General features: G+C 34.9%; 18 protein-coding genes. 16 read left to right on the forward strand and 2 right to left on the reverse strand.

All coding sequences use genetic code 11. The annotated features are described in order from the left end of the window. Position 1: 1 nt before the first annotated feature. From AB8S09_RS13650 to AB8S09_RS13715, 14 genes are all read left to right on the forward strand, one after another. Positions 2-439, forward strand: coding sequence for an aspartate carbamoyltransferase regulatory subunit (locus AB8S09_RS13650; protein ID WP_369869323.1), 438 nt, complete (start codon positions 2-4; stop codon positions 437-439). A gap of 46 nt (positions 440-485) precedes the next feature. Continuing rightward, positions 486-1,679 (forward strand): dihydroorotase, encoded by a 1,194-nt coding sequence (locus AB8S09_RS13655; RefSeq protein WP_369869324.1) that lies wholly within the window; start codon positions 486-488, stop codon positions 1,677-1,679. Next, positions 1,676-2,539 (forward strand): orotidine-5'-phosphate decarboxylase, encoded by an 864-nt coding sequence (pyrF, locus tag AB8S09_RS13660; protein ID WP_294184640.1) that lies wholly within the window; start codon positions 1,676-1,678, stop codon positions 2,537-2,539. The genes AB8S09_RS13655 and pyrF overlap by 4 nt, the downstream gene beginning before the upstream one ends. A gap of 23 nt (positions 2,540-2,562) precedes the next feature. After that, positions 2,563-3,324 carry a dihydroorotate dehydrogenase electron transfer subunit gene (locus AB8S09_RS13665; protein ID WP_294184638.1) on the forward strand — a complete coding sequence of 254 codons (762 nt, stop codon included), beginning with the start codon at positions 2,563-2,565 and terminating at the stop codon, positions 3,322-3,324. Positions 3,325-3,366: 42 nt separating this feature from the next. Continuing rightward, positions 3,367-4,257: a dihydroorotate dehydrogenase gene (locus AB8S09_RS13670; protein ID WP_294184637.1), complete on the forward strand. Its 891-nt coding sequence runs from the start codon at positions 3,367-3,369 to the stop codon at positions 4,255-4,257. Positions 4,258-4,267: 10 nt separating this feature from the next. Then, positions 4,268-4,840, forward strand: coding sequence for an orotate phosphoribosyltransferase (pyrE, locus tag AB8S09_RS13675; protein WP_369869325.1), 573 nt, complete (start codon positions 4,268-4,270; stop codon positions 4,838-4,840). A 149-nt stretch (positions 4,841-4,989) separates the two neighbouring features. Further along, positions 4,990-5,772 carry a hypothetical protein gene (locus AB8S09_RS13680; protein ID WP_294184634.1) on the forward strand — a complete coding sequence of 261 codons (783 nt, stop codon included), beginning with the start codon at positions 4,990-4,992 and terminating at the stop codon, positions 5,770-5,772. 70 nt (positions 5,773-5,842) lie between these two features. Further along, positions 5,843-6,631, forward strand: coding sequence for a sugar phosphate isomerase/epimerase family protein (locus AB8S09_RS13685; protein ID WP_294184632.1), 789 nt, complete (start codon positions 5,843-5,845; stop codon positions 6,629-6,631). 254 nt (positions 6,632-6,885) lie between these two features. Beyond that, positions 6,886-8,187: a trigger factor gene (gene tig, locus AB8S09_RS13690; RefSeq protein WP_294184630.1), complete on the forward strand. Its 1,302-nt coding sequence runs from the start codon at positions 6,886-6,888 to the stop codon at positions 8,185-8,187. A gap of 111 nt (positions 8,188-8,298) precedes the next feature. Beyond that, complete coding sequence (gene clpP, locus AB8S09_RS13695; RefSeq protein WP_294184628.1) at positions 8,299-8,883, forward strand: ATP-dependent Clp endopeptidase proteolytic subunit ClpP; 585 nt, start codon at positions 8,299-8,301, stop codon at positions 8,881-8,883. 19 nt (positions 8,884-8,902) lie between these two features. Further along, complete coding sequence (gene clpX, locus AB8S09_RS13700) at positions 8,903-10,198, forward strand: ATP-dependent Clp protease ATP-binding subunit ClpX (RefSeq protein ID WP_294184624.1); 1,296 nt, start codon at positions 8,903-8,905, stop codon at positions 10,196-10,198. 133 nt (positions 10,199-10,331) lie between these two features. Next, a complete protein-coding gene (gene lon, locus AB8S09_RS13705; protein ID WP_294184621.1) occupies positions 10,332-12,653 on the forward strand; it encodes an endopeptidase La in 2,322 nt (773 codons plus the stop codon). A 9-nt stretch (positions 12,654-12,662) separates the two neighbouring features. Continuing rightward, positions 12,663-13,265: a ribosome biogenesis GTP-binding protein YihA/YsxC gene (yihA, locus tag AB8S09_RS13710; RefSeq protein WP_294184619.1), complete on the forward strand. Its 603-nt coding sequence runs from the start codon at positions 12,663-12,665 to the stop codon at positions 13,263-13,265. Between the two features lie 39 nt (positions 13,266-13,304). Beyond that, entirely contained in the window at positions 13,305-14,000 is a 696-nt protein-coding gene (locus AB8S09_RS13715; RefSeq protein ID WP_369869326.1) for a CPBP family intramembrane glutamic endopeptidase, read from the forward strand. Positions 14,001-14,083: 83 nt separating this feature from the next. Here the strand turns inward: AB8S09_RS13715 and AB8S09_RS13720 are convergent, their stop codons facing one another. Beyond that, complete coding sequence (locus AB8S09_RS13720) at positions 14,084-14,464, reverse strand: hypothetical protein (RefSeq protein ID WP_294184615.1); 381 nt, start codon at positions 14,462-14,464, stop codon at positions 14,084-14,086. A gap of 211 nt (positions 14,465-14,675) precedes the next feature. On the opposite strand from AB8S09_RS13720, the gene AB8S09_RS13725 reads away from it, so the two are divergent. Beyond that, positions 14,676-15,629, forward strand: a complete 954-nt coding sequence (locus tag AB8S09_RS13725; RefSeq protein WP_369869327.1) for a helix-turn-helix transcriptional regulator — start codon at positions 14,676-14,678, stop codon at positions 15,627-15,629. Between the two features lie 157 nt (positions 15,630-15,786). On the opposite strand, the gene AB8S09_RS13730 is transcribed toward AB8S09_RS13725, so the two are convergent. Beyond that, entirely contained in the window at positions 15,787-16,728 is a 942-nt protein-coding gene (locus AB8S09_RS13730; RefSeq protein WP_369869328.1) for a VCBS repeat-containing protein, read from the reverse strand. A gap of 131 nt (positions 16,729-16,859) precedes the next feature. Here AB8S09_RS13730 and AB8S09_RS13735 point away from each other — a divergent pair, with 131 nt between their 5' ends. Beyond that, positions 16,860-18,032, forward strand: coding sequence for an ABC transporter substrate-binding protein (locus AB8S09_RS13735; RefSeq protein ID WP_294184610.1), 1,173 nt, complete (start codon positions 16,860-16,862; stop codon positions 18,030-18,032). The last annotated feature ends 25 nt before the right edge of the window (positions 18,033-18,057 follow it).

Below are 18,057 nucleotides of genomic sequence, written 5' to 3' on the forward strand. Positions count from 1 at the left end.
AATGCTAACTATAAACAGTATAAAAAATGGGATAGTAATTGACCACATAAAGGCCGGGTTTGGAATGAAAATATATAAATATCTTGAATTAGATAAGGCTGATTATTCCGTGGCCCTTATAATGAATGCCGAGAGTAAAAAACTTGGAAAGAAGGATATTATTAAGATAGAGAATAACCTTGAAATGGATTTTGCCGTACTTGGGTTTATAGATCCAAATATCACGATTAATATAATAAAAGATGAGACCATATATAAGAAAATAAAACTGAAATTGCCTTCTAGAATAGAAAATATAATAAAATGTAGAAATCCAAGATGTGTAACTTCCATAGAGAAAAATGTACCTCATATTTTTAATCTGGTAGATGAAAAAACGGGAGAATACAGGTGCGAGTACTGTGACCAGATATATAAGAATAAGAATGTATCCCTGTAAAAAAATATATGGAGGGCAGTTTGGACATTTGAAAGGATTGATATAAGTGGAGCTTCTTATAAGACATGCCAGAATAGTGGATTGTTGTCAAGATTTCCTGGGAGATGTTTATATAGATAATGGAATTATAAGCACAATTGGAGAAAATCTAGATATAGACTGCAGGACCATAGATGCCCGAGGTTTGGTTCTTATGCCGTCTCTGGTGGACTTACATGTACATTTCAGGGATCCGGGATTTACAGATAAGGAAGATATAGAAAGCGGATGCAGGGCTGCAGTCAGGGGCGGGTATACCATGGTTAATCTTATGGCAAATACAAATCCACCATGCAGCAATATGAAAATTGTAGATTATGTATTGAAGAAAATAAAAAAATTGGGGCTTGTGGATGCACACCAGTGTGCGACTATAACCAACAATTTTGATGGAAGAGATATAAGCCATCTGGATAGGCTCGGTGAAGAAGTGAAGATAATATCTGAAGATGGCAAAGATGTTATGGATGGCAAAGTCATGGTCAAGGCAATGATGAAAGCCAGAAATTTGGGAAAGATAGTTATGTGCCACTCGGAGGAAGAGTCCCTTTCCGATATTAACATGAGGCTGGCAGAAAATATAATGACCTGGAGAAACATAGCATTTTCAGAATTTACGGGGTGTCCTGTACATATAGCTCATGTAAGTACCAGGGAATCCATGAGATATATAATAGATGCCAAAAATAGGAGGGCAAATATAACCTGTGAGGTTACTCCCCATCATATAGTTCTTTCAGGAAACAACTACAGAGTAAACCCGCCTATCAGAGATAAAGAAGATGTGGATTATCTGGTAGACAGCATAAAAAAAGGCTGGGTGGATGCCATAAGTACGGATCACGCCCCCCATACCAGAGAAGACAAGGACAGGGGTGCTGCCGGAATATCGGGTATAGAGACGGCTTTCAGTTTATGTTATACGGAACTTGTGAAAAAAGGGCATATAACGTTGAACAAACTTTCCAGGTTGATGTCAAAGAATCCCTCTGAGATACTTTGTGTAAAAAAGGGTTCTGTAACTCCTGGATATGATGGAGATTTGATTTTAGTGGATTTAAACAGAGAGTATACGATAAGAAGTTCTGAATTTGAATCCAAAGGCAAAAATACTCCTTTTGAAGGGTGGAAGGTGTCCGGAAAGATACTTGAAACCATAAAAGCAGGGAAAATTGTATTTGAAGAGGGAGGACGTTCATGATTGTAGATAAACTGTATGACAGTGTGAAGAAAAGGGGAAATGTATGTGTGGGTCTGGATACGGATCTGGGATATGTACCTGAAAGTACGGCAGGATCCTGTAAAAGTGCGGGGGATGCAGTGTTTGAATTCAATAGAAACATAATAGACAGTACTTGTGATGTAGCTGCCTGCTACAAGGTGCAGATAGCCTACTACGAAGCTCTGGGCATTGATGGAATTAGAGCCTACAGCAAAACTTTAAAATATGTAAGAAGCAGGGGTGCGGTAGTTATCGCCGATATTAAAAGGGGAGATATAGCAAAGACAGCTGAAATGTATGCAAGAGCCCATTTTGAAGGCGATTTTGAAAGTGATTTCATAACTTTAAATCCATATATGGGTTTTGATACCATAGAGCCTTATTTACCCTATGTCATGAATGAGAACAAGGGATTGTTCGTACTTGTAAGGACTTCAAATAGAGGGGCAAGGGACCTGCAGTATGCGGATACGCAGAAGGGGAAAAAACTGTATGAAATAGTTGGAGAAAAGATAAACGATATGGGTAAAAAATATATTGGAAACTGCGGTTACAGCAGTCTTGGAGGTGTGATAGGCTGTACCCATAGAGAAGAAGGGTCAAAACTTAGGAAAGATTTGGATACCACATTTTTTTTAATACCCGGATATGGAGCCCAGGGTGGAAGTGCAGATGATGTTTCGGTTTACCTTGAGAACGGAAATGGCGGCGTGGTGAATTCCTCGAGAGGTATATTGCTTGCCTATAAAAAAAGGGAAAAAGGTGAAAAAAATTATGGGGAATGTGCCAGGGAAGAGTGCATTAAAATGAGGAATGCCATATGGAAATCAGTGAAATAGCGTAGAGAAATGAGGAAGATATATTGGAATATGTATGTAAATATGTATATGAAAATGAAAAAATAAGTGATGGTATATACAAACTTGAGATAAGTGGAAGTTTCAGCGGCAGCCCGGGACAGTTCTACATGCTGAGATGCTGGGAGAGGGAACCTGTACTGTCAAGACCGCTGAGCATATGTAATCTGGAGAAAGATAGGATAACTTTCCTGTATCAGGTAGTTGGAAGGGGGACCAGGAGATTGTGCAGGTTAAGAAAAGGTGATGAGATTAGTCTGCTGGGACCCTTGGGAAACGGGTTTTGTCTGGATGACTTAAAGGGTAAAATTGCTGTGATAACTGGTGGAATAGGCATTGCTCCGATGTTTTATCTTATTTTGAATCTGAGAAATTATGATTTGAATAATAGCAAAAGTTCTGAAAATCTGAAAATAGATCTGTATGCAGGGTTTAAAAATGAGGTGTATTCCATAGAGAAGCTGGAACCTTCTGTTGACAATATATTTGTTACAACGGAATCAGGAAAGTACGGGAGAAAGGGTCTTGTTACGGAAAATTTTAAAGCTGAATTTTATGACAGAGTGTTATGCTGCGGTCCTGAATCCATGATGAAAAAAGTTGCAGAAGAATGTGTGAAAAAGGGTACGGTTGCGTATTTATCGATGGAAAGACGCATGGCCTGTGGAATTGGAGCCTGCTTGGGATGTACTTGTAACACGATTTCTGGGAATAAAAGAGTTTGTAGGGATGGACCTGTTTTTTCAGGCGGTGAACTGGTGTGGTAAATCGAGAACGGTTATATTTTGGGTTAGAAAGGAGTCTGGCCAGTGCTGAATATATGCGGTGTGAATTTGAAAAACCCTGTAATTGCTGCATCCGGGACTTTTGGATTTGGTGGGGAATACAATGAATTCTATGATGTGTCAAAACTGGGTGCAATATGTTCAAAGGGTATTACGCTGAATAAAAAAGAGGGAAATGAAGGTATTAGAATTTTTGAAACTACAGGAGGTATATTAAACAGTGTCGGACTTCAAAACCCCGGTGTAGATCATTTTATAAAAGTGGAACTGCCAGGGATGAAAAAGCTTGGTACGGTTGTCATAGCTAATTTGGGCGGGGGAACTTTGAAAGAGTATGTTGAAGCTGCGGAAAAGTTAAGTGCTTCTGATGTGGATATTGTAGAACTTAATATATCCTGTCCCAATGTGAAATGCGGAGGTATGGCTTTTGGAATAAAATCCGAAACAGCTTATAAAGTGGTAAAGGCAGTTAGGGGAAAGTGCAGCAAGCCTCTTATGGTAAAATTATCACCTAATGCCGAGGATATTGTTGATATGGCCTGCAGCTGCTGTAAGGCAGGGGCAGACAGCGTATCCCTCGTAAATACCTTTAAAGCTATGGCAGTGGATATAAAAAGCAGGAAAGCGGTATTTGACAATGTAACTGCCGGGCTTTCGGGGCCTGCAATAAAACCCATAGCTTTAAGGATGGTTTATGAAGTTTCAAAGGCAGTCGATGTCCCTGTGGTTGGGATAGGCGGAATATGCAGCTGGGAAGACGCGGTGGAGTTTATAATGGCGGGAGCCAGTGCAGTTGAGGTTGGTAGTGCAAATTTCATTAAACCCGATGTATGTTTGGATATAATAGACGGACTGGAAGAATACATGGCTGAGGAGAATATAGAGGATCTAGAGGAAATAAGGGGAATAATATAGGAGGAAAATTATGAATAATTTGGTTATAGATAATTTAAAAGAAGCTGGAGCCCTTTTAGAGGGACATTTTTTACTTTCTTCAGGAAGACACAGCAGCAGATATTGCCAATGCGCTAAACTTTTGCAGTATCCGGACAGAGCTGCAAAAGTATTGTCAGTTGTTGTGGAAAAACTGAAGAATGTCCATTTTGATAAAATTGTAGGCCCTGCAATGGGCGGAATAATAGTTTCCTATGAACTTGCAAGGCAGACGGGAAAACCTGGAATATTTGCAGAAAGGCTAAATGGCAGTATGACTATAAGAAGAGGTTTTGAGATAAAAAAGGGAGAAAGGATTTTGATTTCTGAGGATGTGGTAACTACAGGGAAATCTTCCATGGAAGTTGCCAAAATTGTTGAAAATATGGGGGGAAGTGTTGCAGGGATATGCTGCATAGTGGACAGAAGAACAAAAGATGCCAAAATACCATATCCTGTGTACGGTGCAGTGAAGCTGGATATAAATACCTATGATCCAAAAGATTGTCCCATGTGTAAGAATGGGATGGATTATGTAAAACCAGGAAGTAGGGTTTTTAAGTAGGGTAATTCTTGATGTAGGGGAATTTGATGTATATCTGGAAAGGTTCACAAAAAATTAGTACTATTTTTTAAGATTTTGAGTTATAATAAATTACGGGCATGAGTATTTAAGATCATAATTTTAATACTGAGTATAGGAGGAATTTTTGAGTGGTTAAGCCAAGTATTTTTAGCAAAGAATATGATAAGAAAATGCGACGACGCAAGAGAAACCTGATTATACTTGTGATAGTATGCATATTTGTAATAGCTCTGGCTGTAATTTATATAAGGGGAGCATTTAAAGATGTATTAAAGGAAACAAATAAAATAAAGAGTAATATTTCTGCTGAGAATAAACCGGTAAAAGATAGCAGCAAGGGTGCAAAAGCCCCTGTGGAAAATAAATCCAAGTCAACAGAAAAAGCAGGAAGCTATAAAATAGAATTGAGTGACGGTAAGAGTGCAAATTTGACATATGAGGGTAAGGACAGTGAGAAAAAATTCAAGAGTGTTAGTCCGGGAGACGGAAGTATAGTTTATGATATAAGTCCCTCTGCTAAAAATATAGTTTTATTTGACGGCAAATCTCAAAGCATACTGCTGGTGGATATAAATGGAAGTAAACAGGATTTGACAAATCCCAAGTATGTATCTACTACTGGCAATGTAATAGAAAAAAATACTCAGATATCCAACAATCCATCCTATATGTGGTGCTCTTCACCAAAATTTTTGGATGATAATAATATTGCATATACAAGTCAATTGCCGTGGCTTGGAAAAACTCAAAAGTATGTTTGGATAGAAAATATACAAAATAAGAGCCATGTTATGGTTCAGGGCATACAGGGAGAAAATGTAAAGCTTCAGGGATTGACTGAAAAGGGACTTACAGTGGTTGAAGATGGTACGACTGTTTATGTAAATGCATCGGGATCTATCACCCAGTAGAGAGGATATACACCTTTCTAACTGGGTATTTTAAGTGATAAATTATAGTAAAAAGCTGAGTGGGGGTATTATGGATATAGGATTGTCATCTGCCAGTTTTTATCCAAATGTCAATACGGAGGACAGCGTAGCCGTAATGAAAAATCTGGGATTTAAACTGGGAGAGTTATTTTTAAACAGTGATAGTGAATATGAGGAAAGTTTTGGAAGATTGCTTTTAGAGCAAAAATTGAAAAATAATTTTATTATCAATTCAGTTCATGCTTTTTCTTCTTCTTTTGAACCCTATCTATTTGATGAGTATAAGAGAAGAAGGGAGGATGCTTTTTTAAAGTTTAAAAAAGTATGTAAATTGGCAGGGTTATTGGGAGCCAGGTGCTACACTTTTCATGGAATGAAGTATAGAAAATTGAAAGAAGTTCCCAGAAATTTTATTTTTGATGTTTATAACAAGTTGATATATACTGCAGGTGAACAGGGTGTAAAATTGTGTCAGGAGAATGTATTCTGGTGTTTGTCCAGTAATATCGACTTTCTGCGTGAGCTCCGGGATAAATGTATTTATCCCATATATTTTACTCTTGATATAAAGCAGGCCTATAGAGCTGGCAAAACACCTGAAGAATATATAGATGTAATGGGAAGTGCCCTGGAAAATCTTCATTTGAATGACAGAGATGATAAAAATTCCTGCCTGCTCCCCGGGAAAGGGAATGTGGATTATAAAAAAATACTTTGTAAATTAAAGGAAATAGGATATAATAAAGTGGGTATAATTGAAGTGTACAGCGATAATTATAAAGATTATAGTCAGTTGAAAATGGCAAAGGACTATATTTGCAGTATTTTCAACAGCTGAGGGCGGCTATGCTGAAAAGATGAAAGTATTGGCAGAAGGCAGCTTTTAAAATTTGTTTGGTGAATGTAAAATTAAAATGCGAATATTATAATTTTAGTGGTAAAATATATAATATAAAGAGATAATTGATAATTGTAGTCAATAAATAAAAGTAAAAGGTACCATATATGAATATATATTGATATATGATATAATAACATAGTTGATGTAAAGCGTATAGAGCAAGTAATTAGTGTATTGGGAGGAATTTTATAATGAATGTTAAGAAGGAAAAGATAGAGGAGAATGTTGTAAAATTAGAAATTACAGTAGAATCTTCGAAATTTAATGAAGCTATGAAAAAGGCATTTGCCAAAAATGTAAAGAAATTTAATATACCTGGATTTAGAAAGGGCAAAGCCCCTATGAATATAATAAAAAAATATTATGGTGAAGGAGTTTTTTATGAAGATGCCATAAATTTTTGCTGTGATGATACATATCCTAAGGTATTGAAGGAAAATAATATAAAACCGGTGGATTATCCCCAGATCAATATAGTTCAGATAGGTGAAAATAAAGATTTCATATATACGGCAACAGTGACTGTGCTTCCAGAGGTAAAACTGGGGAAATACAAAGGGCTTGAAGTGAAAAGAAATACATATGACGTAACAGATGAAGAAGTTGAAAAAGAATTGAAGACAATGCAGGAGAAAAATGCTAGAATAGAGACAAAAGAAGATGGAGCTGTAGAAAAAGGTAATATAGCTGTGATAGATTTTAAAGGGACAGTAGACGGCAAGGAATTTGAAGGTGGAGAGGGAAAGGATTATAAACTGGAAATTGGTTCCGGAACTTTCATAGATAATTTTGAGGATCAGCTTGTTGGTTTGAAGGCTGGAGATTCCAAGGATGTTAAGGTGAAATTTCCCGAGAAATATGGGAGAGATGATTTGAATGGAAAAGAAGCTGTGTTTAAAGTTACAGTTAAGGAGATAAAAAATAAGGAACTGCCGGCTTTAGATGATGAATTTGCAAAGGAGATATCTGAATTTGACACTCTGGAAGAGGTAAAAGTTGACATAAAAAAGAAGAAACAGGAGTCAAACAAGTTGAGAAGCCAGAGGGAATATGAGGAAGCAGTCGTGGATGCAGCTTGTTCGAATGCAGAGGTGAGCATACCAGAAGTTATGATTAAAAAAGAAGTTGACAACATGCTCAAGGATCTGGAGATGAAATTGAAATATCAGGGGCTGGATCTCAAGACTTATTATAAATATACCAATAATACAGAGGAAAAAGTTAGAGATTACATGAAAGATACAGCAGAAAAAAGGGTTAAAACGGATTTAGTCATTGCAGAAATAGCTAAGGCTGAAGGCATTAAGGCAGAAGACAAGGAACTTTTGGAGAGAGCAAAGGATATGGCTAAGCAGTACGGCGGCAAGGAAGAGGATAAAATTGAGAAGATGTCGAAACTTATTCTGGACAGTCAAAAAGGGTATTTAAAGACTGATGTGATAAATAGTAAAGTAATAAATATACTGGTGGATAGCAGCAAGGCAGTGGAATGATTATGGATTAATTTGAAATAGTTTTTATCTTTCACAGAGGGTTGTATAAATTATTTTTTAATATATACTAGATGTAATTGCAAAAAGATAGTATAAAAGGAGGAGAGATTTATGAGTTTAGTACCAGTAGTTGTAGAACAAACAAATAGAGGAGAGAGATCTTATGATATTTATTCTAGACTTTTAAAGGATAGAATAGTGATGTTGAGCGAGGAAGTAAATGATACAACAGCTAGTCTTGTGGTAGCACAGCTGCTATTTTTGGAAGCTGAGGATCCAGATAAGGACATATATCTTTACATAAATAGTCCAGGAGGATCCATAACCTCTGGAATGGCAATTTATGATACAATGCAGTATATAAAGTCGGATGTGTCAACTATATGTATAGGGATGGCAGCTTCAATGGGTGCATTTTTACTTACATCCGGTGAAAAAGGTAAGAGGTTCGCACTTCCAAATGCAGAGATAATGATACATCAGCCTCTTGGCGGATTTCAGGGCCAGGCAACCGATATAGGAATTCATGCAAATAGGATATTGAAAATAAAGAAAAAATTAAATACCATAATAAGCGAAAGAACAGGTCAGCCTCTTGAAAGAGTTGAAAATGATACAGAGAGGGATAACTTTATGTCGGCAGAAGAAGCAAAAAATTATGGTTTAATAGATGAAGTTATTACAAAAAAGAAATAACCTTTAGTGAGGTGTAGAAATGGCAAAGAATAATAATGATGATAAAAAACAGCTTAAATGCTCGTTCTGTGGTAAAACACAAGATCAAGTTAGAAGATTAATTGCAGGGCCTGGTGTATATATTTGTGATGAATGCATAGAGCTTTGTTCTGAAATAATAAGTGATGAATTTGAGGAAGATGTACAAATAGATATGAATTCAATTCCAAAGCCTGTAGAGATAAAAAATTATCTTGATCAATATGTAATAGGGCAGGAGGATGCAAAGAAATCTCTAGCAGTTGCAGTGTATAATCACTATAAGAGAATAAATTCCAATAAGGAAAGCGACGATGTAGAGCTGCAGAAGAGCAATATACTTTTACTCGGGCCTACAGGATCCGGCAAGACACTTTTGGCACAGACTCTGGCAAAGTTTTTAAATGTACCCTTTGCTATTGCAGATGCCACTACACTTACAGAAGCAGGATATGTAGGTGAAGATGTGGAAAATATATTATTAAAGCTTATACAAAATGCTGATTATGATATAGAAAGAGCCGAACATGGAATAGTTTATATAGATGAGATAGATAAAATAGCTAGAAAATCAGAGAACCCATCTATAACTAGAGATGTATCAGGAGAAGGTGTACAGCAGGCACTTCTGAAGATATTGGAAGGTACTGTGGCTTCAGTTCCTCCTCAGGGAGGAAGAAAGCATCCTCATCAGGAATTTATCCAGATTAATACCACTAATATATTGTTTATATGTGGTGGAGCTTTTGATGGCATAGACAGTATAATAGAAAAGAGAACCAGAATAAGCAATATTGGTTTTGGTGCAAATATACAGTCTAAAAAGGAAAAGGACATAGGAAAACTTTTAAAGGAAATAATGCCGGGAGATCTTTTGAAATATGGCCTTATACCGGAATTTGTGGGTAGAATTCCAATTATAGTAACTTTGGATGCACTTGATAAAAATGCATTGATAAGAATTTTAAAAGAACCTAAAAATGCACTTGTTAAGCAGTATAAAAGGCTCTTTGAATTTGACGATGTAGAGCTTGAATTCATGGATGATGCATTAGAGGCAATAGCAGAGGAAGCACTGGATAGGAACACAGGAGCAAGAGGACTCAGAGCTATTATAGAGGAAACTATGAAGGACATTATGTTTGAAATTCCATCTAAAGAAGAAATATGTAAGGTAATAATAGATAAAGATGCAGTGTTAGAGGGAAAACCGAAAGTCATAAAGGCTGAAAGCGGGAAAAGGCCTCCAATTAAATTAAAAAAATCCAGAACACGAAAGGGTCCTGAAACTGCATAGGTCTTATAAAAAAGAGTACTGATTTCGGTACTCTTTTTTAAATAAACTCACATTGAATTGTTGAAAAAAGTATATTTTATGTTTATAATAGATTAATCTATCGGATAAAATCTTTTAAAAGGAGGAGAGGCATATGGATAAAGATTTAAAGAATCTTCCTCTAATTCCGTTGAGAGGTATTACTATATTTCCATATATGGTTTTGCATTTTGATGTGGGCAGGAAAAAATCAATACTTGCATTGGAAGATGCTATGCTTGCAGAACAAAGAATATTTTTGACTGCCCAGAAAGATGCAAAAACTGAAGAACCTGGAAAAGAAGACATATTTAAGACAGGTACAGTTTGTAATATAAAACAAATATTGAAATTGCCAGGGGATACAGTGAGAGTACTTGTAGAAGGCGAATCGAGGGCAGTACTTAGAGAATGTATAAGTGAGGATCCTTTCTTTAAAGTTAAAGTTGAAATAATAAAGGATGAAGACTATGGTAAAAATAAAAATTATGAAGCTCTCATGCGTATTATAGAAAAAAAGTTTAATGAATATATAAAATTATCCGGAAATGTACCGGCTGAAACAACGATTTCACTGGATGGATTGGATAGCCCCGGCAGATTGGCCGATACTGTGAGTTCCTATCTTATGTTGAAAAATGAAAAAAAGCAGGAACTTCTTGAATGTTACGACGTCGGAGAAAGACTTGAAAAATTGCTCTCCATATTGATAAATGAAATAGAAATTTTAAAACTGGAGAGAAAAATAGGAACTAAGGTAAAAAATAAAATAGATAAGGTTCAGAAGGAATACTATTTGAAAGAACAGATGAAAGCCATACAGGAAGAACTTGGTGAAGAAGATGAGGACAAAAGGGAAATAAAGAGGTATAAAAATAAAATAAGCAGGGCCAAACTTCCTAAGAATGTTAAGGATAGGGCGTCTTATGAACTGAGCAGGCTTAAGAGTACGGGATCCTATTCTTCGGAAGGTGGAGTGATAAGAACTTATTTGGATTGGATACTGAGTCTTCCATGGAACACTGAAACCAAAGATAATCTGAACATAAGATCAGCTAGAGAAATACTTGAAAAGGAGCACTATGGGCTGAAAGATGTTAAAGACAGGATAATTGAATATTTAGCAGTAAAAAAGATGAACAAATCTCTTAAGGGTCCAATACTCTGTCTCGTGGGACCTCCCGGTGTAGGGAAAACTTCTGTTGCAAAGTCCATAGCTCATGCTTTAAATAGAAATTTTGTGAGAATGTCACTTGGAGGGATAAAAGATGAAGCGGAAATTAGAGGGCATAGAAAAACTTATGTAGGTGCTATTCCCGGAAGAATTATATATGGCATTAAACAGGCAAAATCAAAAAATCCGCTGTTCTTATTGGATGAGATAGACAAAATGAGCAGTGATTTTAGGGGAGATCCGGCAAATGCACTTTTAGAAGTGCTGGACAGCGAACAGAATAATACTTTTAGGGATAACTATCTTGAACTTGATTTTGATCTTTCAAATGTCATGTTTATAACAACTGCAAATACTTTGGAAACTATTCCAAGACCACTTTTTGACAGAATGGAAGTTATTGAGGTGTCCGGATATACCTCTGAAGAAAAATTTCACATATGCAAAAAATATCTGATACCCAAAGAGCTTAAGGAAAATGGAATCAAAAATAATGAAGTTACCTTTTCCGATTCGTCGATATATAAACTTATAGATAATTATACCAGGGAATCCGGTGTAAGAAGCCTTGAAAGAAAGGTGGCAGCTATTATAAGGAAGGCTGTGTCGGAAATGATGGAAAAAGGTAAAAAATCCGTAAATGTAACTGTGACCAAAGTGAGATCCTATCTGGGTTCTGAAATGTTTATCTATGATAAGGCAGATAAAGAAGACAGAATTGGGGTAGCTATGGGAATGGCATGGACAGGGTATGGTGGAGATACTCTTCCTATAGAAGCTACAGTCATGCCTGGAAGCGGTAAACTGCAGCTGACAGGACAGCTTGGAGATGTCATGAAAGAATCAGCTAAAGCTGGTTACAGTTATGTGAGAGCCAATTCATACAAATATGGAATTGAAAGTGATTTTTACAAAAATTATGATCTTCACATACATGTTCCGGAGGGTGCAGTACCCAAAGATGGTCCTTCTGCGGGAGTTACCATGGTTACTTCTATGGTGTCTGCCTTGAGCAAGAGAAAAATAAGGCATAATGTGGCGATGACAGGAGAAATAACTTTGACCGGAAGGGTGCTTCCCATAGGCGGCTTAAAAGAAAAGAGTCTGGCAGCCTATAGAGCCGGCATAGATACAGTTATAATTCCTGAAAAAAATAAAAATGATCTAGTGAAAATTCCAAATACGGTTAAAAAAAAGATAAGATATATATTGGCGGACAATATAGATGTAGTATTGAAAAATTCACTTTTGGACAGGAACTAGGTGGGTATTATGAAAATAAAAAAGTCGGAATTTATTGTTTCAGCAGTACATCCACATCAATATCCCAGGGATAATAGAGAGGAGGTTGCTTTTGTAGGCAGATCCAATGTGGGGAAATCCTCTCTTATAAATGTTCTTGTAAATAAAAAGAAGTTGGTCAAAGTGAGCGGCACTCCAGGTAAAACCAGGCTGATTAATTTTTTCCTGATAAATGAAAAATTCTATTTTGTGGATTTACCGGGTTATGGATATGCCAGGGTTTCGAAGATGGAAATGAAAAACTGGGGAGGAATAATAGAAAAATATTTGCAGGGAAGAAAACAGCTTAGAGCTATAGTTCTTATATTGGATTGCAGGCATAAACCAACGGAAGATGACATAACTATGTATAAGTGGATTAAATACTACAACTACAGGGCTGTTATTGTAGCTACCAAGATTGATAAAGTTTCCAGAGGAAAATTAAATAGTAATTTGAAAATAATAAGAAATGCTTTAAATTTGAAGACTCAGGATAAAATTTTAACTTTTTCCGCTTTAAATAAAGCTGGGAGAAAGGAAATTTTGGATACTTTGGATTCCATAGTTGATGTAACTTCTGAAAATCAATGATCGATAAGGGCAGGGAATATTGGCAAGGAGAAATTAGTAATGTTTAAATTGGATATTGTGAAAGATCTTTTAGTTTTTGTACTTGTTTATTTACCACCTCTCTTGATATTTGCTAAGTTCTGGAGAAAAGACAAGAGGAGTAAAATAGTTTTACTTATTATAAGTGTACTTTATATAGTTCTCGCCATATTTACAGGAAACCTTATTCCATTTATCTTTGTGGTAATAAGTCTATGGTATATGAAAGGTACAGATGAATCCCATGAATTTGATATTAAGAATTTTGACATCTTTAAAGCCCTTAATATGGTATTCATATTTTATGTAACTGTTTTTTTTATATCTGCTGTTGAAATGGCTGTGCTCTCTAATTTCAAAGTTGAATTACGCCAGCAGGAGATAGTTACCCATATGGCGAATATGCCCCTGGGTAAATTTATGTTAATGATTCCCGTAGTTATAATATTTGCACCTGTGTTAGAAGAATTTGTATTTAGGTGGCTCATATTTGAAAAGATATTTGTGAAGAGAATTGGAGTTTATATGGGAGCATTTTTGAGCAGCCTTTTATTTGCAGCTATTCATTTCAGTTTAAATGCTTTTCCGATAATATTGTGGATTGGACTCTATAATTGTTATTTAATACATAAAAAAGGATATTGGTATGCAGTATTTAATCACTTTGCATTTAATTCCATAACTGTGGCGGCACTTCTGATACAAAAACTAAGTTGATTTTTCAATCATAAAATAAAAAACACTATCAATAATTAAAGCAAATTATTATTTTTGATAGTGCTTTTTTAATGTAGTTTTCATTACCTTCTATGTGTATTTTTGCCGGAATTGACGGAATTTAAATAATTGTTTATTGTTTTGGCTGCGTCGGGTGAATCCTCCAGTTCCTTTATTGCACGGAGAAGATCTTCTTTTATAGTTCCTCCACTTTCTATTTTGGACAATCTGCTTTCCAATGCTGACAGTTTTGTCTTTATATCCGAGTCGCTGAAATTGGAATGTCCCTGAGATCCTCCATCAAAAGAGTTTAAATTTTCCATAAGTGAACCCAGTTGTTCATTGGAAAAATTTCTATTTCCACCTAAAGCGGATAATATGGACAGCAGCTGGGTTATATCTATATTATTTAAAATATCACCTAAATTGAAGCCGTTATTATAATTCCTGTGATGTTTTGACATTTTACATTCACCTCATTTTTGTTTCTATAACTGAAATCATATTATATACTATTCATAAAAAACAGATTTGACACAAAAACTGGAACATGTAACTCCAAAATGTATAAAATTATAAGTGAAAGTTAATTTTATACGAAGCATTACTAAAAAAAATATAAAAGATGACGATATAATAAAATATTATGATAATTTTACACTGGAGGTTAAAAGCATGTCTAAAATTTCTAATTTGTTGGAAATAATGATGATTATACAGTATAAAGGATTGACTACAGCTTCAGAGTTAGCTCAGAGTTTAGGGGTAGATAAAAAAACTGTATATAGATATATAAACAGCCTGAGTAAAGCTAACATACCTATATATACTAAAAAGGGTAGATATGGTGGGTTCTATATAGACAAAAATTTTTATATGAAGTCTGCAAATCTAAGTGAAAAAGAACTTGATGCACTCCTTATGGCTTCGGAAGTACTTACAAGACAGAATGGATTTGTATATGAAAGGGAACTTAAAAATGCAGTTTATAAAATAAAAAGTGTTTCTTTGAATTCAAATGTTGATTTGAAGGATATGAATGACACAGGTAATTTTTCTATAGATTCAATAGGCAGTATGGAAAATTTAGAGGACAAGATATCACAGATAAACTATTCTATGAGCAAGGGGAGGAGCCTTAATATAGATTATTTTTCTGTAAATAAAAATAATTTAACCATGAGGAAAGTGGATCCCTATGACCTGATATTTAAACAGGGGAACTGGTATGTAGTAGGCTATTGTCATATGAAGGACAGCGTGGAAATCTTTAAATTGGATAGAATTAAGAACTTGAAGATAAGCAGTGATGTTTACATGAGGCCTCATACATTTTCATTGAAGGATTATTTGGATGATCACTGGGGATTGTTTACGGGAGATAAAATAAGAGTGACAATAAAATTTAGCAGAAATATATCCCAGTTTATAAAAAGTATAAAATGGAATGCCGACCAGCATGTAGATGAACTTGAAAACGGAAATATAATTCTGAGCTTTTACGTGGATGATGTCGACGAAGTAAAAAGGTGGGTTATGGGTTTTGGAAAAGATGCAGAAATACTTGAACCTGAAAAACTGCGTAGAAACATGAAATTGGAATTAGAGGAATTATGTAAAAAATATTAAAAATTTTAATTTATATGAATAAATTATTTATATTAGGACAATATAATAAATGTAACTAGGAGATATAAAATTCTCCTTAGCGTCAAACAATATTTTGTATTATTTGACGTGATAACCCCCCATCCCCCTTGGGACCGCGTATACGGTCCCTTTTTATTTATCTGTTTTTATGCATTGAAACAATTTTGAAGTGATACTTGTTGGTGCTGCTGTTGTCAGGTACCAGAATAAGATCTATCTTGTAATTTTTTATTATATTTTTATCCACTCTGGAAATGCCCTTAAAGTTTAGAGACCAGGAAATTTCGGAAGCCTTACCCTCTTTATCGCATTTATTTTCCATAAAGAGGGCGTCCTGAAATACATAGGAGCTGTTTTCACCTGTCAAGTTGCCTATTAAAGCCATATCCTCTTTGGATATATTGGATGAGAAAATATCCTTTGGTTTGTAAGGTTCACTTTCAGGCAGGCTCTGTATAAATTTCGCAAATGTGTAGATAGTATCTTGACCCACTAGGGTGCCTTCATATTCACGGCTATAATTTTTAAATTCATTATTTAAAAATATGTAATTGGAGAGATAGATGGAATTTTTGCTTAATTTGCCTGATATGATTTTTGGAGTTCTATTGTTTTTGCAGTCCATAAAGCCTAATATGTTATTGGAATTTGACATAATATTTTTAAATTCGGTACCATTGTACATAAAAACACGCTGTACAGGTCTGCCTTTTATTGAACCCTGTATAAATATTTCAGGAACTTTATTTCTTGATATATCTATAAGTGTTATCCTCAAAGGCCAATATGGAGAATATTTTTGAATTACTGGTGAATTTTTATTGGTGCTGAAATTAAGAGTTCTTCCTCCTATATCTGCTTTTATTAAATAATTGTCTTTATCCCTCATGATGAAAAGTATATCATTTTTATCATCTCCATTGAGATCTGCTCTTATCTTCCTGCTGCTTGAAATTGTACTGAATGCAGGAGAGGAATTTCTAGATACTATAAAAATTATGGATAAAATTATAATTAAGAATAACAGTATGAAAAAGTAAATGTGTTTTCTATTTAGAAATATTACTCTAAACTTCATAAATTTCACCTCCATTTAATTATATGAATTTATTATATATTTAATTATTTATGTACAAAATAAATTTATAAAATATTAGTTATTGATATTGGAAGTGAGATGAAAAATATATGTTTCACAAGAGTAAAACAATGGTATTTTTTTTGATATTGATTTTCAGTTTGTCTGCCTGTGGAGTAAATAATAATACGCGTGATGATAGACAGGTGAATTTATATATTGGAGTAAAGGACAGAGAGTCTCTGAATATGATAAGCTATGTGGTTGACGAATACAGGAAAGCCAATCCTCAAACCAAATTCAACATAAATAATTCCATAGGGGAAAAGATAGATGGAGGGATGAGTGACAATGGCAATACTGATGTAGCGTTTATTTCCAGAACGGATATGTTGAGCTTGGCCAGAAAGGGTATTTTGTCCGATATGAGAAATTTATATAGGGAAAATAATTTAAACGAAAGGTATTATGGTGCGTCAAGATACTATGGTAGGTTTAATGACAGATACTATGGAATTGCACTGCTTCCATATACTATAGAGATACTGTGCAATGAAAAGGCCTTTAGTGAATTGAATTTAAAGGTGCCAAATTCAATGGATGAGTTTATGAATAGCTTAAAAGTCATAAATTCTACCGGGAAAAGCGTACCTGTTGTCTTAAATGAGGATATGGATATAAATACAATTTTATTTTCTATGGTATCAAATAATTTGGTTACTGCAAGAAAACTGGAAAATATATATGACAGCGGACCTTCTGCATATAAATCTCTTGGAGAAATACAGGGGTGTTTTGACAGCTTGGAAAATATGGTTAAAAACGGCTATATAAATGAAGATACTTTTGAGATTGGAAGTAAAAGTACTTTAAAAAACTTTGAAAAAGACAACATACCTGCAATTATAACATCCTCTTATTATCTGGGCGATATCAGAAATCCCAGTATAAAATGCGTTGAATATAAAAATCCAGTTATGGCAGATGTCATAATAAGTACACCGGTAAACGACAAAAATACTGATGGAGTGGATGATTTCATAAAATTTATATTGAGTGACGGTGTACAGAAAAAATTATTTAAGAAAGGTTTTGTAACGGGAGACAAGAAAGTAAATGTATCCGGCGGAAATGTAAATAAAAGTGTAATGGAACATTTAAAAAATAGTACGGAAAATGATATGGCAATTATATATAACCTGCCTAAAAATTTCAGATACAATATATCTAAGGAGATAGACGATATATTTTCAGGAAAATACAGTGGAAGCGAATGGAATGAAACGGTTGAGAAGTCCTATTAAAATATAGATGACAGCTGCCGCAGTT

Source organism: Clostridium lapidicellarium (assembly GCF_041224415.1).
Taxonomy (GTDB): Bacteria; Bacillota; Clostridia; order Clostridiales; family Clostridiaceae; genus Clostridium_B; species Clostridium_B lapidicellarium.

What these genes read in the sequence shown, in the direction of transcription:
- AB8S09_RS13650 (WP_369869323.1), top strand. Translation starts at nt 2, where the DNA reads ATGCTAACTATAAACAGTATAAAAAATGGGATAGTAATTGACCACATA.
- AB8S09_RS13730 (WP_369869328.1), bottom strand. Translation starts at nt 16,728, where the DNA reads ATGAAGTTTAGAGTAATATTTCTAAATAGAAAACACATTTACTTTTTC.
- AB8S09_RS13685 (WP_294184632.1), top strand. Translation starts at nt 5,843, where the DNA reads ATGGATATAGGATTGTCATCTGCCAGTTTTTATCCAAATGTCAATACG.
- tig (WP_294184630.1), top strand. Translation starts at nt 6,886, where the DNA reads ATGAATGTTAAGAAGGAAAAGATAGAGGAGAATGTTGTAAAATTAGAA.
- clpX (WP_294184624.1), top strand. Translation starts at nt 8,903, where the DNA reads ATGGCAAAGAATAATAATGATGATAAAAAACAGCTTAAATGCTCGTTC.
- AB8S09_RS13715 (WP_369869326.1), top strand. Translation starts at nt 13,305, where the DNA reads ATGTTTAAATTGGATATTGTGAAAGATCTTTTAGTTTTTGTACTTGTT.
- AB8S09_RS13720 (WP_294184615.1), bottom strand. Translation starts at nt 14,464, where the DNA reads ATGTCAAAACATCACAGGAATTATAATAACGGCTTCAATTTAGGTGAT.
- AB8S09_RS13735 (WP_294184610.1), top strand. Translation starts at nt 16,860, where the DNA reads ATGGTATTTTTTTTGATATTGATTTTCAGTTTGTCTGCCTGTGGAGTA.
- yihA (WP_294184619.1), top strand. Translation starts at nt 12,663, where the DNA reads ATGAAAATAAAAAAGTCGGAATTTATTGTTTCAGCAGTACATCCACAT.
- pyrE (WP_369869325.1), top strand. Translation starts at nt 4,268, where the DNA reads ATGAATAATTTGGTTATAGATAATTTAAAAGAAGCTGGAGCCCTTTTA.
- lon (WP_294184621.1), top strand. Translation starts at nt 10,332, where the DNA reads ATGGATAAAGATTTAAAGAATCTTCCTCTAATTCCGTTGAGAGGTATT.
- pyrF (WP_294184640.1), top strand. Translation starts at nt 1,676, where the DNA reads ATGATTGTAGATAAACTGTATGACAGTGTGAAGAAAAGGGGAAATGTA.
- clpP (WP_294184628.1), top strand. Translation starts at nt 8,299, where the DNA reads ATGAGTTTAGTACCAGTAGTTGTAGAACAAACAAATAGAGGAGAGAGA.
- AB8S09_RS13725 (WP_369869327.1), top strand. Translation starts at nt 14,676, where the DNA reads ATGTCTAAAATTTCTAATTTGTTGGAAATAATGATGATTATACAGTAT.